Source organism: Corynebacterium freiburgense, assembly GCF_030408815.1.
Taxonomy (GTDB): Bacteria; Actinomycetota; Actinomycetes; order Mycobacteriales; family Mycobacteriaceae; genus Corynebacterium; species Corynebacterium freiburgense.
This window is the reverse complement of record NZ_CP047355.1, coordinates 965,799-980,453: the sequence shown is the minus strand read 5'-3', so window position 1 is coordinate 980,453 and position 14,655 is coordinate 965,799. Positions and strand designations below refer to the sequence as shown.

Annotated in this window: 12 protein-coding genes; 4 read left to right on the top strand and 8 right to left on the bottom strand. The window is 51.3% G+C overall.

The features are described from left to right. Positions 1-8: 8 nt before the first annotated feature. On the top strand, positions 9-554 hold the full coding sequence (locus CFREI_RS04495) for a hypothetical protein (RefSeq protein ID WP_027013407.1): 546 nt from the start codon (positions 9-11) through the stop codon (positions 552-554). Here the strand turns inward: CFREI_RS04495 and zupT are convergent. The 4 genes from zupT to CFREI_RS04475 all read right to left on the bottom strand — a co-directional run bounded on the left by zupT (position 551) and on the right by CFREI_RS04475 (position 4,408). Further along, a complete protein-coding gene (zupT, locus tag CFREI_RS04490; RefSeq protein ID WP_027013408.1) occupies positions 551-1,318 on the bottom strand; it encodes a zinc transporter ZupT in 768 nt (255 codons plus the stop codon). The two genes, CFREI_RS04495 and zupT, sit on opposite strands and share 4 nt — an antisense overlap. Positions 1,319-1,364: 46 nt before the next feature. Beyond that, positions 1,365-2,300, bottom strand: a complete 936-nt coding sequence (locus CFREI_RS04485) for an arsenic resistance protein (protein WP_240483239.1) — start codon at positions 2,298-2,300, stop codon at positions 1,365-1,367. A gap of 71 nt (positions 2,301-2,371) precedes the next feature. After that, positions 2,372-3,097: an adenylate/guanylate cyclase domain-containing protein gene (locus tag CFREI_RS04480; protein WP_027013410.1), complete on the bottom strand. Its 726-nt coding sequence runs from the start codon at positions 3,095-3,097 to the stop codon at positions 2,372-2,374. Between the two features lie 84 nt (positions 3,098-3,181). Next, positions 3,182-4,408 carry a hypothetical protein gene (locus CFREI_RS04475; protein WP_027013411.1) on the bottom strand — a complete coding sequence of 409 codons (1,227 nt, stop codon included), beginning with the start codon at positions 4,406-4,408 and terminating at the stop codon, positions 3,182-3,184. A 186-nt stretch (positions 4,409-4,594) separates the two neighbouring features. Between CFREI_RS04475 and CFREI_RS04470 the strand changes: the two genes are divergently transcribed. Continuing rightward, positions 4,595-5,224 carry an HAD-IA family hydrolase gene (locus CFREI_RS04470; protein WP_027013412.1) on the top strand — a complete coding sequence of 210 codons (630 nt, stop codon included), beginning with the start codon at positions 4,595-4,597 and terminating at the stop codon, positions 5,222-5,224. 42 nt (positions 5,225-5,266) lie between these two features. Here the strand turns inward: CFREI_RS04470 and CFREI_RS04465 are convergent, their stop codons facing one another. After that, positions 5,267-6,895 carry a dienelactone hydrolase family protein gene (locus CFREI_RS04465; RefSeq protein ID WP_027013413.1) on the bottom strand — a complete coding sequence of 543 codons (1,629 nt, stop codon included), beginning with the start codon at positions 6,893-6,895 and terminating at the stop codon, positions 5,267-5,269. A gap of 172 nt (positions 6,896-7,067) precedes the next feature. On the opposite strand from CFREI_RS04465, the gene CFREI_RS04460 reads away from it, so the two are divergent. Further along, complete coding sequence (locus tag CFREI_RS04460) at positions 7,068-8,051, top strand: Abi family protein (protein ID WP_027013414.1); 984 nt, start codon at positions 7,068-7,070, stop codon at positions 8,049-8,051. Between the two features lie 94 nt (positions 8,052-8,145). On the opposite strand, the gene CFREI_RS04455 is transcribed toward CFREI_RS04460, so the two are convergent. The 3 genes from CFREI_RS04455 to CFREI_RS04445 all read right to left on the bottom strand — a co-directional run bounded on the left by CFREI_RS04455 (position 8,146) and on the right by CFREI_RS04445 (position 13,273). Next, complete coding sequence (locus CFREI_RS04455; RefSeq protein ID WP_051256088.1) at positions 8,146-8,601, bottom strand: methyltransferase family protein; 456 nt, start codon at positions 8,599-8,601, stop codon at positions 8,146-8,148. Between the two features lie 123 nt (positions 8,602-8,724). Beyond that, positions 8,725-10,143, bottom strand: a complete 1,419-nt coding sequence (locus tag CFREI_RS04450; protein ID WP_290246127.1) for an MFS transporter — start codon at positions 10,141-10,143, stop codon at positions 8,725-8,727. A gap of 55 nt (positions 10,144-10,198) precedes the next feature. Beyond that, the gene (locus CFREI_RS04445; RefSeq protein WP_027013256.1) at positions 10,199-13,273 is read right to left on the bottom strand and encodes a glycoside hydrolase family 2 TIM barrel-domain containing protein; all 3,075 of its coding nucleotides are present in this window, start codon (positions 13,271-13,273) and stop codon (positions 10,199-10,201) included. Positions 13,274-13,555: 282 nt separating this feature from the next. Here CFREI_RS04445 and CFREI_RS04440 point away from each other — a divergent pair, with 282 nt between their 5' ends. Next, entirely contained in the window at positions 13,556-14,593 is a 1,038-nt protein-coding gene (locus CFREI_RS04440) for a LacI family DNA-binding transcriptional regulator (protein ID WP_027013255.1), read from the top strand. Positions 14,594-14,655: the final 62 nt, after the last annotated feature.

Below are 14,655 nucleotides of genomic sequence, written 5' to 3'. Positions count from 1 at the left end.
GGAGAACTATGCGTACCCTGCTCTGTATCCCCGTGGCCGCATGCGCCCTCGTTGCCTGCGGAACCTCAGATACAGAACGAACGACAGTTCCAATGGTAACTACCTCAGTGAAAAGCCAAGGGACCATCACCCAGGCGCACATTCCACCCGCCCCAGAACCCGAACATGAGTTTCGGATGGTGCCGAATGAAAACTTTATCCTCGATGGCACCCATATATTCGAATTTAATTCCGGCGGGCCAGAGAACGGATACTGCCAAGTTCTAGCCGATACATTCCTTTGCTCCGGCACCCCAAACGAACACGCGCCCGAAGAAATTGATCGTGCGGCAAACCAGGTGCAAGTCAGCCCAGAGGGACTGCAACATTTCATTGGCGATCGACTCGAAACAAGCGCGCAGCCGGTAATGCTACAACCGGGCGAATTTACCGAGATCGGCGGTATTCGCTGCTCAATGATGAGTCCGGAAAAATTGATTTGCAGCGGACCTGGGGGCACCATCAGCATCCAAGGACCAGAACATACGGTCAATATCGAAGGAGGTCTCCCTTAAGCCAGGAGCAACAAACTCGTTGCCATCACCGCCATACCCAATACCAAACCATATACAGCGACGTGATGCTCCCCGGTAGCTTGCGCAGTTGGCAATAACTCATCCAATGAAACAAACACCATCACGCCAGCAACTCCTGCAAGTGCAATCCCCATGGATACTGGCCCAACAAGTGCCATGAGCAGCGCGAATCCCACTAGAGCACCCGCTGGTTCCGCGAGTCCAGAAAGAAACGACCACAACAGCGCTTTTCGCCGCGAACCCGTTGCCTCGCGCAGAGGAACAGCCACAGCCACCCCTTCCGGAATATTATGAATCGCAATGGCCACCGCGATCGGGACCGCAATAGTTGGGTCTTCGAGAGCGGTGATAAACGTGGCGAATCCTTCAGGAAAATTATGCAACGCAATTGCGATCGCAGTCATAATGCTCATACGCATCAGGTGGCGCTTCGATGGTGGCGCGCCGAGTACCACCGGTTCGTGAGGGTTCACCCGCTCTGGAACGAGACGATCAATAATCGCAATTACTGCAATACCGCCGAAAAATGCCGCCACCGCAGTTGCCGCCCCCGCTGAGTTCATCCCCTCGGGGAGTAACTCAACTAACGAAACATAGAGCATCACGCCTGCCGAAAATCCGAGCGATCCAGCGAGAAACCGATTCCCCGGCGTACGCCACAGCACGCTCAACAAGCCGCCGATTCCGGTGGATAATCCCGCCAACAACGTGAGCGAAAAAGCGAACCAAAAACCAGGAGCCATGACCCCATTTTAATATCGAACTAAATATCGATGTTCGAAATTGCAATTACCATTTCCGGCATGAACCTCCGGCGCGGCTATCCGCCACCGGATCCACAATGAGCTTCGGAAACAGACGAACGAACACAATCATGCCCACGAGTTCGACGAGCGTTTGAGTCACCACCACTGCAACAGCAAGGTTCAACGTGGCTGGCAAGGCCAGCACCAATGGCAATACAACCAGTGAATTCCTTGTAGAACAGGAAAACGCCAACGCCCTACGCTCGCCCGCACCAAATGAACCTAATCTACTGACGACTAATGCCGCCGCTGGCATTACCACGAGAAACGCGCAATAACTCGGTATTACGCGCATAATCGACGCCAATTGCGAAGCCACCACCTCGGCGTGAGATGCGACAACAAAAAACAACGTCAGCATCATGAACGGGACCATCAGTTGTTCAGTCACCCTTTGAAGAGACATTGCTGCCTTAGTATGACTAACACGTTGCGTCAACATCGATAGCCCTAACGGAATGACAATCAGGGCTACTAAGGCGTACGCAAACGGTCGCCATTCCACCACATTCATTACCGAAGCCGCGCCCATCAACGCCAGATACACAGGCAAGAAAAGGAATTGCAGCAACAATAACAATGGTGTTGCCGCAAGAATCTTTTGCCAATGGCCACCTGCTAATCGCGTAAATACCATGACGTAATCTACGCATGGAGTCAGCAACACAAATAGCACACCAATGAGCAGCGCGGCGTCGTCAGCAATGTGCCGGGTGAGTACGTACACAACACACGGAACCACAACAAAGTTCAGGAATAACAAACTTGCAAGAAATCGGATATCAGTGAACGATTCCAATATTCTGCGAAATGGCACTGCCATAAACGTTGCATACAGCAACATCATCAATGAAGGTTGAACACCATAATCGAACCATGCACCAGGGAACCATAATCCAGCGACAGCGCCGCTGAACATCGCACCAAGATACAAGGGCACCTGGTAGTGGTCACACCATTCAACAATCCGCTTCACCATCGATCGTGTAATTAATCGTAATTTACCAAGGTCCACGCATTGATATAGTCATCAACCACATTTCCGTGCCAACACTCTGTGCGCTCGTTCCAGGTTAACCATTGTTGATGCTCGCTATTGAGGTTTTCATAGATCGTGGCATCGAGCATTAATGGGTGGTCAGCGTGCGTTGCCGACGCCTGTGCTGCAAGCGCCGCGGAACGATTAATGACCTCCCCGCTATACACCACGTTATTGCGCTCTCTACATAACGTCGCTGGACGGTTCATAATAATGTCACCCCATGCAATACCAAAACCAACTTCGATTGGAGAAAGCTCCCGGTATTGCAATTCCCTATTCAAAATAATCACCATTGAATGCGCAACTTTCACGCAGCGAAATACCCGGTCAATATCCTCCCGCAGTGGGGCACGAAACACCGCCCAAATATTATCTCCCACTACATTCACGTCTTGGCAATGATGCTCCCCGGAAAACACGGCCATCACTTCGCCCACAAAGGCACTATAGAGTTTTGCTAGTGATGTCCGATCCATGACTAGAGGCAAATCTTGGGAATTCCGAATATCCGCAAACACCACAACGGCACGAGCAGCGACACCCTTATAAAAGGTCAAACAATTCGGTGTCGGCAACGTATCAAGTTCCGGAAACTCTAATTCAGTCTGATCCAATATCATGCGCATCCGCTCCGCGCCATGAATAAAATTGTGTGCTTTAAACTCTGGTTCCACGTGACGTACCCCTTGCCATTTCAAGACTGCTCCACCCCCAATGTACGCCCACCCCTGGAGCACCAAGCAGATCGACGTGCTCGCCTACAATCGTTCGGGCACATAAATAGTCAATGCTGTTCTCACGTGACTAGCTTTCCCATCTGATGGTTGCGCTGCCCGGACCGCAAAAATACCATTGATCACTGTTGGTGAATCAATCAAAGGATTGTGCATAGTCGTCCGACGATTCACACCTCCGTTCATACCGTACGGCACGCCAGCATGAGTCTTCCCGCCTTCAGTCGTCATAATTGTCGTGCCTTTTTCGGAATCGTAAATCCAGTGTTTTCCGGTATCAAGATCTTCGAACAACACGAGCCTTCCGTCCTCTGACACTGACACAATCGTTTCATTCGGTGCCATATAGAAGTACTTATCAGTGTTCTTTACATTCAGAAAATATCTGCTCAAATCAACATTTCGTAACTGAAATCCTTGATACATCCCCTGGCCTTCATTGTTCGGCCCCAACATATCCGTAAGCTTCTGTTGCTCCCGGAATGCCTGCTGTTCTTCGTTTGTAGGCTGCTCCTCCGCCCAACCATCTTCCAGCGGAATAGTATGGTTGTTCGTCTCGTGACTATGCGTTACTTGCCCGGTCTTTGCATCGAGAATATCGATTCTTGCTTTCGGGTTGAAGTCACTATTTTCTTCCAAAACTTCTTCACAAAATACTTTCGACCTGCTCGAGATATACGCACACTCAGGGAATATATCGTATTCCTTTTCCCAGAAAATTTGGCCATCGTTCACCGCCGCCAGCGATAAGACAATTAACGCGCCCCTTACCTTAGGCATCAGGACAATGTCGTTTCCATCAACCGTGCCATAGTATTGGGTGATTCCTTCAACGATTTCACGAGGGTACTCGGCAACTCGCTCCCCAGTTTTCACATCCAACGCGAAAATCCCCGGTTCCTGCCGAAATGAGCAATACACCAAATCATTAGCTGAAGCGTCACTACAAACAAATACTTCGTGGCTGTATTTCTGCTCCAAGGTTGACGTATCGTACGCCTCCAAGAATGCCGTACCACTATCACCCGAATCTGCTAGCTCCATTTTTATTGCCACAACAGTAGTTGTATCTTTGTCCGCCCCTAAAAATAACGCATCATTGCCCTCAATCTTGATGGGTTTATTTCCTGCGCTATACCCATTCTTTAAAAATCCTCCCGTATCGTCTGGACGAATCGAAGCCCCAGCAAGATCCACTGCTGGCTTATGTAGCATGGGCTGATTCATCAGTGCATTCTCGCCATTCTTCACAAATTACAAGGTTTTCCTTCAATTAGTTACTTCGACCATAGTATTACGCTGATAAAACATTTGTGCGCGTTTTATATTTCTGTTACCGAGTTTTATTTCCATTAGCCACCCACGTTTACCGCGGCTGCCCCCACTTCACAAGCGAATGTAACGATAAACAGCACACTTTTTTGCAACAATGATCGTATGAAGCACATTATTTGGGACATGGGAGGCACACTCTTCGATACCTATCCAGAGGTAGACGGAGTTTTGTGCGCGGCATCATTTGGCGATACTTCAACCAAACACCTGCGCTATGTGGCTTCATTGACCCGGCGGTCTATCGGTCATGCAATCGAAACACTCGCCCGGGAACAGCACATAGACCCAGCCGTTCTTGAACACGCGTACGCCAATCTGAAAAACAAATGGCAGCACGACCCCGCACCACTCACCGATGGCGCCAAAGAAGTTATGGCACGGGTAACCGAACGTGGCGGCCTCAACCTCGTGGTAACCCACCGCGATCGAACAAGTGCCACACATCTACTGGAAGCACGTGGACTCCATGTGGATGACATGGTGTGCGCACCCGATGGTCTCGACCGTAAACCCAGCCCAGCCATGCACTTGCTACTGGTCAAGCGGCATAATCTCAACCCACACGAGGTTTTGTGTATCGGCGATCGACCCATTGATGTCATGGCCGCACGCGCCGCCGATATGGCTCCAGCACTGCTCATTCGGCCGGGCACATCGGTGACGTTGCCTAACGACGCCCCGGGCGCGCTCGTCGTCGCTAGTCTCCGTGATCTACTCCCGCTGTTGGGGTAACACACGTCACCACTGCGGGCCCATCTCGTGTGAAGGTCGTAGCTAGCGCCAAAAATCGATGCTCCGCAGTTCAATTGGATGCTCACCCGATGTAATCCGAATGTGCTCAATGACGCCATCCGCAACCCAATCCGGAAGTGGAATTCGCACAGTGCCGAGCTGATATATTCCATTGTCTATTTCACTCGACCGATTGATCAGCGCAGGATCTGTTGCAGGGATTTCGTGCACGAATTCTTGACCACCGATCAATCGCAAGGTGATAGTCACCGGAGTACCTTCACCCGGATATGTACCCGATGGCGACACCTGGACAGCCATGCCGTGAGTACCTGCAATATCAACATCAACATGTGCATCAGTGAAGTAATTCACCGGAGTGACAATTTGTACATAACCTTCCTCAGGCATCGGGCAAGAATTATCAATTTCAACTGGACTCATTGGGTCTGGATTCACGCATAATCCTTGGCTCTTCTGACCTTCTGCCGTAAATTGTTCCGCACCCAAACTCGTCGTTTCACCGGGCGTGTGTGCTAACCAACGAGCGGGAACATCAGCCACCATTGCTGGAAGTGGCTTATCGGAAGTCAGTGGCAGGTCAGTGTCCATGCCACGAAGAGTTGCATTGAGCCAATCGATTGCGAGCGTACTGAAAATACGTTCGTGTTCCGCAGCATCGGGGCAGTCTCGCTCATCGCAACCGATTCGATCATCAGTTTTAGCTTCCGACGCCGCGCGATTGATATACATATGCCCAAGCCCAGGCACCGAAACCACTGAAGCTGCATGCTGCCGATGCTCAGAGAGATAATGCCCAATCCAAAGGTTCGCCGACGCCCCGACGTCAGCATCCGCTTCGCCAACGAGCGCTAAGTACGGCACATCGTCTCCAGCGGGGGTGATGTGCTCCAAATCAACAGTGTCATACGCCGGACCATAAGCGAACACTGATTTGACCTTGTCAGAACCGAACAATTCAATGGCTGGCGTTGTCACCGTCCCCGACCGGGAGTGCACGACCAGCCCAACATTATTGAGGTCAACCGGTTGCGCGAACTGCGCTCCCAGCGTATTCGTCCCATCGGTGGAATCTGAGCGCAACACCTCAACAAACTTGCCGATCACCTCTTTCCACATGGCATTTTGGTCGTATGGATCGTTCACATCGGTGCCTACAAACACTCCGCCCAAATCCGGAATGACTACTGTATAGCCTTGTTCGGCGAGCTCCTCTCCGAAATACGTCATCCCCCGATCGAACCGATATTCACTGGCTCCATCCGGGCACGGGTATGCGAATGAAGCATCATCACAATTTGGCGCCCGTAAATGACTGACCACGACAAGTAGAGTCGGTGCCTGCGCATTCTTCGGTGTCACCACAACACCGCGCAATGGAGCGCTATAGTCTCCGCTGCTCACATTGCCGAAATCGACGTCGATAATAGTTGCGGTTTTTGCATCATTCTCAGTCACCATTCGCTCGGCGAGTTTTCGATCGTTTGACGCATGGGGACCATCGGCAACTAGAGCGTCAGAGGCACTTGACGTCAATTGAGACTCCGGAGTTTGCGCGTCTTGCTGACCTCCGCATGCGGCAACTACCAAGGAAACGACAGCCAGTATCGAAGCTAAAGATTTTCGATACCCTGTTTGATTTACTGACATTCGCACTCCTTGTATACGCCGGGGCACCAATTGTTTATTTAGGATGTTGTTTGCCACGCAAATCCGTTGCAAACTCCTCGCAGACTATGTTAATTTAAAGCCATCATGATCAGCCCGTAGCTCTCAATTGCGCGGGTTGATTTTCTTTCTAAGGAGGCCAATGACTGATTAGATGAAGTCTTGGCTCACGGTGGGTGAACAAATTCAACTGCTGATGGACCGCGGAGTTTCCATTGATGATGAACAACGTGCCGCTACCGTTCTTAAAGCAATTGGATACTACCGGCTCACAGGATACCTCTACCCTTTTCTCCAATCAGAGCAATATCAAGATGCCGAAGGACACACTCAGCTGCGAATACTGAACCAGTATCAACCCGGCACCACACTCCAACACGCCGAAGATATTATCGATTTCGATCGGCAGTTACGCATGCACATTCTGGAAGGCATTGAGCGAATCGAAATAGCCGCCCGCATGCGAATTGGATACATCCTAGGTTGCAACGATCCGTATGCACACGAACGCGACGTGAATTTCATTGAGAAATTCACAACACAGCACACAGATACGCGGTGGCCAGCCCCAAGCAAGCACGTGATGTGGCTCCAGGGCGTCAATAAGCGGAAAGAAGACGCAGACGAACGTCTCGTCAAACAATTCGAAGACAACGGTGATAATCGAATTCCCATTTGGGTTCTGTGCGAGATTTTGGAATTAGGCCAGCTTTCAAACCTGTATCGGAATCTCACCCAAGAACTTGCAGATGAAATCGCCAACTCTTTCGGAGTGCCAACGAAGTATCTGATGGCCAGTTGGCTCGCCAGCCTCAATTACGCGCGAAACCTCACCGCCCACCACGCACGCCTGTTCAATCGCAAACTGCAGAACGCACCCGCACGTCCGAAACTCGGACAAGTTCCGCCGCTAGATCACCTGCGCAAACTACACACCGCAAAAAGTAATTTCGGTACATACAATGTCCTCGCGGTAATCGCATACATGTTGCCGCTTATCGACCCGAACAACGAATGGGCGTCACGAACATGCGCACTATTGCGAGGCTTTCCCAATTCACAATTCGTGTCAGTGGAATCACTGGGAGTTCCGCAGGATTGGGAGAGCTATGAACTTTGGCAGCCGTATCTTCAATAACCATCTTCGATAGGCACCGGTCTTGTTTTTCTCTTGAATGCGTGCGCACATCTAACCTACAGGCCTACCATCAACCACAGCGACGTCGATACCCTCACCCTTGTCTCGGGAACCCGATCCATCGCGGGACTCGTAGCGTGTAATCGACATACTCTTGGCCGAACGTGTTTTTTAATGCCCGTTCTTCTGTTGGAATCTGATAGCGGTCCATTATCGCGAGAAACCATCCAACTGGAATCACGGCCAACAAGGATTGTCGGCAGAATGCGTGTGCGGTGAGCAACCCGGCTAATCCAAGGTACATTGGGTTTCGAGTCAACCGAAGCACGCCAGAATTTACAAGCGAATCACTTCGTTCCGGGCACACCGGGTCCAACGTTGTTCCCGCAACCAGAAAACTACGTACAGCAGCGCCAATCAAGCCTATGGAAACACCCGCTACCGCAACTGCCGCAAATCTATTCGAATAAGAAATCTTATTTTTCGATGCAGGTAACAATCGTTGCGAGCACGCTGCCATCAGCACCACCGCCACCGGAGGAATACGCATACATCAATTATACATACCTCAACGCGATGCGCTGCGTGATCGATCTACCGTGCAAGAAGCGCACGCCCGGAAGCAACCGTTACATCGACCAAGCGTGCGCCTCGAATTGTTTCACCGAACAGCTTATTGAGCTGGCACTGTCCCCTCCTCCGTTGGTGTTGTCGTAGCTGCACGCAGGATATCGTTCTGCTTTTCGACGTCCAGCTTGAACGCCAGGAACCCAATAATCACACAGGCGATCGCCGGTAACCAGAGATACGTGACGTGAAGCATCGCAATGACCGAATCGGGTTGTGCCACGGTCTCACCGCCTCCGGTAGTAGAACTGATGTACCCTGAGGCGTCGAGCAGCCATCCGGTCATTGCGGTGCCTAAACCACCGCCAAGTTTGGTTCCCAACGATGTGCAGGAGAACATGAGGCCATCAATACGCTTGCCCGATTTCAAGAATGTATGTTCACTTGCTTCTGCGATAAGTGCAGTGAGTGTTCCTTGCAGTGGTGCAATACTGAGTGCAGCGATTGCTGTAAACACCAACATGAGTGGAACGTTAGCCATATAACCTGCAACAATAACGCCGATACGGGCAATGATCGCAACAATGTAGCCGACCAAGTTCACGTTATACATGTTGCCAACGCGAGCGACGATAAACGGCAACACAATCAACGCAATCATTTGCGGAATATTGATCGCAGATGCGAACGGCCCGAGAAGGTCCGGGTTCCCAAGGACGTACGTCATGAAGTAAATACCCATGCCGGTGAGCGCGCCATATAGCTGCATGGTGATAAACATCAGCACCACAATCATGAAATATTTGTTTTTGAGCACTAGCCGCAATGCCTGTGAAATGGGTAATTTGTCTTCGTCTTTCTTCTTCCCCTCGGCAAGTTCCTCCGGGGAGAGTTCACGCACGGAATACGCCGAAAGAGAGTTTGAGATGAGACCTATTAAGGCGTAAATAATTGCGACTGTTCGCCAGCCTTCTGCACCGCCTCCCATGAACTGGACTGCTTGCACTGTCACCGCTTGAATTGCCAGGCTCGTACCGAACGCGAATACAAAACGGATCGAACCCATCTGCACACGCTCGTTGGTGTTCTTGGTAATCAACGCTGTTAACGCGGAATACGCAATATTGTTCGCAGTGTAAAACACTGAATTCAGCAGGGTATATGCAATAAAGAACCACACATATTTTGCGGTCATTCCAAGACTTGGTGGGATTGCGAAAACAGCGACGATCATCGCCGCACAACCGAAAAATGCCCCAAACATCCATGGGCGTGCCTTGCCCATTCTGGTCTGCGTTTTATCAAGAAGGAATCCGAATATAAAGTCGGAAAATCCATCAAAGAAGCGTGACAACATCATGAGCGTGGCAACGACGCCAGCCTGCATCCCCATGGTGTCGGTGAGGTAAATCATGACGAAGGCCGAAAGGAAGGCATAGACAACATTTCCTGCTATGTCGCCGCTACCGTAGCCCACTTTGTTGTACCACTTCAGGTACTTCCTTTCGGTGGCTTCTGTACTCATTGTTGGTCTCCTCTCTGTGAGAAAGGCGTGGTGGATTGAAGGGTTGAAATGAGGGTTATATTGCGTCGACGCTCTCGATCAGCAGTCGCAGACGCATTGCGAGTTTGGGATCGTTCACTCGGTAGCGTTCCAACAGTTCGGGACCACAACTGTTCGACCCGATGCCTGACATTGCGGCATCGACACAGACAACGGTTGAACCGCTCGGTTCCAGCTCAAAATCGTGGTGTTGTTTGGTGAGTTCTTCCTGCGTGTACGCGGAAACATTGAAGGAAAACGGTGAGGTGCTGGCAGCAGTGAATGACAGCTGATTTCCTCGTAACGTAACGACGTCGCAATCGCTGCGCGAACCACTTTCCTGCGGGCGTGTATACGTTTCGGAAAGGGAACTCACGTTTGATGAATACCAGCCGCGCCTGCAGGAACGTCGCTTATCGATGTAATTTTCAAACGGGCCGAGTCCGAAGTACCGCACTGCATGGTCCTCTTCCGCCAAGAAGAAACGCATGCCAAACCGGGGCAAGTAGGGAAATTCAAGATCACGTTGACCAGAGATATCGAGGTCGACCGCACCGTCGTTATGAATAGTCCATGTCACATGAAGCCGCATGATCGGTTGAATTGTCGGCGCTACTAACGCCACTTGCGCATGAACAATCGTCCTATTCCCGATCGTTGAAACCGAACAGCTATACGCACGAGTTGTTGCTTGGTGGTAACGGGCGCGGCGCCATTGCACCTCAGCGTGACGATCATTGTCTGTCGGCGCGCGCCAAATATTAATCTCGGAAGGGCGTGTGAATACTTCCTTGTTGTCAACGCACACCCGCGTCAGAAGACCTGTTCGCGTATCAAACTCGTAATTGAAATTGGCTCCGTTCACGATAATGCGCCCCGGAAGCTCAGCGACGTCGATACGCTCATCGACAGTAGTGTTTTCCAACAAACGTTTGACATAGGTGTTGCAACGGTCTGCCATTGGGATCTCAATCTCATCAAAGCCGAGCTCATCACCTGCAGAAACTAGCGCTTCGCCACGTTTGCGGTGGTATGTGAGCGTCAAAAAACAGCGCCCTTGCCGCTTTGCGATGTTGCGCACAGATTCGGGTAATTCAACCCGTATCGTCTTATGTGCGCTCAATGGATGCGGTAGAACAAGGTTTCCTGAATCCACAAGCTCACCATCAAGAGTGAGTTCGAATTCAATGTCGGCGTACGTGGTGAACTCAAGGAAATCAAGCTGGTTGCGCAGCGTAATTGTGTTCGATTTTTGGTCGAATGCAACCACACGTGCTGGTCGCTGAACATTCCAAAGTTCTCGTAAACCTTGATGTGGGACACGATCAGGATTCACCAGACCGTCCACACAGAAGTTCCCATCGTGTACCGTTTCACCATGGTCTCCGCCATACAAATATCGGGGATTGCCTTCCGCATCACGACCATCGGTGATGGCATGATCGCACCATTCCCACACGAATCCGCCACACATTCGCGGATCCGCCAGAATCAGATCCCAATATTCCTCTAAATCACCAGGCCCATTGCCCATCGCATGGCAATACTCCACCAGTATGAACGGCTTGTCCGGGCAGTCGTTCAAGTAATCGTGGATCTCATTGAGTGACGGATACATCCGCGAGTACAGATCGATATTGGAGTAATCGTAGCGGCGATCTCGTGACCGGTAGTACGCAGACTCGTAGTGGGTTACTCGCGTCGGATCAAATTGCTTTATCCACGCCAACGCGAGTTCAAATGTCGTACCGAATGCACATTCGTTTCCAGCCGACCAGGAAATCACACTTGGGCGATTCTTTTCTCGCTGTACGCAGAGCTCAACCCTGTCCATTGTTGGTTGTATCCACTCGGGATTGTTTGCGATTCGCTCATTCCAATGCTCAACCACGTTTGGCCACGAATCATCCTTGAGAAATTGAGTTTGCGTCCCGTGGCTTTCATTGTCTGCCTCGGACATCACGTAAAAACCGTACTCATCGCACATTTGGTAAAACCGAGGATCACTGGGATAGTGCGCCGTTCGAATCGCATTGATGTTCGCTTTGCGCATCATCCGCAAGTCACGCCGCATATGTTCGATATCAACGCTGGGTCCAGTGACCGGATCAGAATCATGCCTATTGACGCCGCGCAACGTCACAGGTTTGCCGTTCACCTTCAGGACTGCGCCGTCGACAAAAACTTCACGAACACCAATTCGCTCGTGGATTGTCTCGTGCGGACACGTGATCGTGAGGTTATAGAGGTAAGGATCCTCAGCGTTCCACAGATGGGGTTGCCGGATAGTAAGCGTTGCTGTGTGCGAAAAGTTAGGATCATTCGTGGATTCATCTAGCACCGCATTCGAAATAACATTCCCACATTGATCCGTTATTTCTAGCAGCGTATGTACGGGTGCTTTATTGAACAGACCCCGCACCTCAACGAATGCCTCGTCATTACGCAACGTAGTAGTAATAAAATAGTCAAACAACACCTCGGCGGGGCGTTGCAACAGATACACGTCCCTAAAAATGCCGGTGGTGCGGAATTTATCCTGGTCTTCCAGATACGTCCCATCGCACCATTTCAGCACTAATACCGCAAGTCGGTTCGTACCATCGACCAGTGACGATGTGATATCGAACTCTGCGGATGCATGGGATACCTGGCTGTAACCAATATAGGACCCGTTGATCCACACATAGAAACAAGAATCGATACCTTCGAATACGAGGCTGCACACTGGCGCATTCGAATCGGTTTCATATTCGAATTCTGTAACGTACGCTCCGGCCGGATTATCGTGCGGCACATACGGCGGATCCAATGGAATCGGGTACCGAACATTTGTATATTGATGCGCGTCGTATCCCTGAAACTGCCACGTTCCCGGTACTTCAATCTGACCGAACTCAGACACGCCCTCCCAGTCCCAGAACGGCGGAACGTCATAGACGGACGAGTAGTAGCGGAAGCTCCAGGTTCCGTTCAGTGACTGGAAACGATCCGACCCTTCCCGGTCCATCGGATCGAATGCATGTCCGGAACTCGGGATGTAGTAAGCCCGCGGCGGCAGCGTGTTTTCATGGAGGACTGACAGATTCTCGTAATGACGGGGTACAAACATCGAAGTCATTCCAATCTCGAAACGAACGAACCGAAAAGGGTTGGCGATTATGCAGTTATGAGCCGCACCTACGCGATGGCGACGTTAACATTTTAACCCCAAACTAAACCGCCATGGAAGACCTGATTTGATATTTTCCTGCATTTTCCTTCGAATCATCGCAAACAACCAGAATGATGGCGACGTTATGATTTCGCAGTCACCCCCAAATGTGTCACCGCGGCAGGATTAGAGGCACCTCGCCACACCCGAACACCCCCGCACCTTTGGTATCGTCGTGGCATGGGCAAAGTAACGAGCCGAACCAAAGCGGCATCCATTGCCGACGTCGCGCGGCTCGCAGGCGTATCACCGCAAACGGTTTCGCGTGTCTCACGGGGTTCTGAGAAAGTACGTGCGGAAACGAAAGCCAAAGTGCTTGAAGCCATGAAACAATTGGGCTATTCCCCCAACCATGCAGCGCGCGCACTCCGCAGCGGTTCCCTGAAGCTGATCGGCGTCCTCACGCAACAAGTCGAACGCACTGGCGAATCACATACAACGAGTGGCGTGCTTGAAGCCGCCGCCAAACTCGGCTATGCCGTCATCGTTTCCCAGGTCAAACACCCGGAAGCTGATGAAGTTCACGACGCACTCATGCAACTTTCCCAACAACCTATCGACGCCCTGGTCATCGTCCAATCAGGCAAGGCAACGTATGAGCACCTCGGGCTTCCCGCTGGACTTCCAGTTGCCTCCTCAGATTCCGCACTTGTTGGCTATTACCCCTCCGCTTCCGCAGATCAAATTCAAGGTGTCCGGGAAGCGGTTGCCCATCTCCTGAAACTTGGCCATCGAACAGTTCACCACATTGCTGGCCCGGCAGATTCACAATCAGCTGCGATCCGTCTCGCCGCTTGGCGCCGCAAACTGGAAGAATCCGGCATTCGACCGCCTGATCCAATCCCTGGCGGCTGGGATCCCATCGATGGCTACCGCGCAGGTCTTGAACTCGCCAACAACCCCGAAGTAACCGCCGTATTCTGCGCGAACGACGAGGTTGCACTTGGATTCATCCGAGCCATGCACGAACAAGGCCGCAAGGTTCCAGATGATGTTTCCGTGATTGGATTCGATGGCATACCCCTCGGCGAATACTCATTCCCACCCCTTACTACCGTTCGACAAGATTTTCGTCGTACCGGCAGCGCCATGATCGATCTCATTGCAGAGCAACTCGGCGGAGGTCCTCGCGATGGCAGCCGACACATCGTCATCCCCACCGAACTTGTCATCCGTGAGAGTACTGCACCACCCCAAGTGGCTAACGCAACCAATTAATTTTGCAGCCATTACTACCAACCTTGTAGGCATATCTGGTCGGGCTAACTTCCTATTGTGCA

What these genes read in the sequence shown, in the direction of transcription:
- CFREI_RS04495 (WP_027013407.1), top strand. Translation starts at nt 9, where the DNA reads ATGCGTACCCTGCTCTGTATCCCCGTGGCCGCATGCGCCCTCGTTGCC.
- zupT (WP_027013408.1), bottom strand. Translation starts at nt 1,318, where the DNA reads ATGGCTCCTGGTTTTTGGTTCGCTTTTTCGCTCACGTTGTTGGCGGGA.
- CFREI_RS04485 (WP_240483239.1), bottom strand. Translation starts at nt 2,300, where the DNA reads ATGTTCAGCGGCGCTGTCGCTGGATTATGGTTCCCTGGTGCATGGTTC.
- CFREI_RS04470 (WP_027013412.1), top strand. Translation starts at nt 4,595, where the DNA reads ATGAAGCACATTATTTGGGACATGGGAGGCACACTCTTCGATACCTAT.
- CFREI_RS04465 (WP_027013413.1), bottom strand. Translation starts at nt 6,895, where the DNA reads ATGTCAGTAAATCAAACAGGGTATCGAAAATCTTTAGCTTCGATACTG.
- CFREI_RS04460 (WP_027013414.1), top strand. Translation starts at nt 7,068, where the DNA reads ATGAAGTCTTGGCTCACGGTGGGTGAACAAATTCAACTGCTGATGGAC.
- CFREI_RS04455 (WP_051256088.1), bottom strand. Translation starts at nt 8,601, where the DNA reads ATGCGTATTCCTCCGGTGGCGGTGGTGCTGATGGCAGCGTGCTCGCAA.
- CFREI_RS04450 (WP_290246127.1), bottom strand. Translation starts at nt 10,143, where the DNA reads ATGAGTACAGAAGCCACCGAAAGGAAGTACCTGAAGTGGTACAACAAA.
- CFREI_RS04445 (WP_027013256.1), bottom strand. Translation starts at nt 13,273, where the DNA reads ATGTTTGTACCCCGTCATTACGAGAATCTGTCAGTCCTCCATGAAAAC.
- CFREI_RS04440 (WP_027013255.1), top strand. Translation starts at nt 13,556, where the DNA reads ATGGGCAAAGTAACGAGCCGAACCAAAGCGGCATCCATTGCCGACGTC.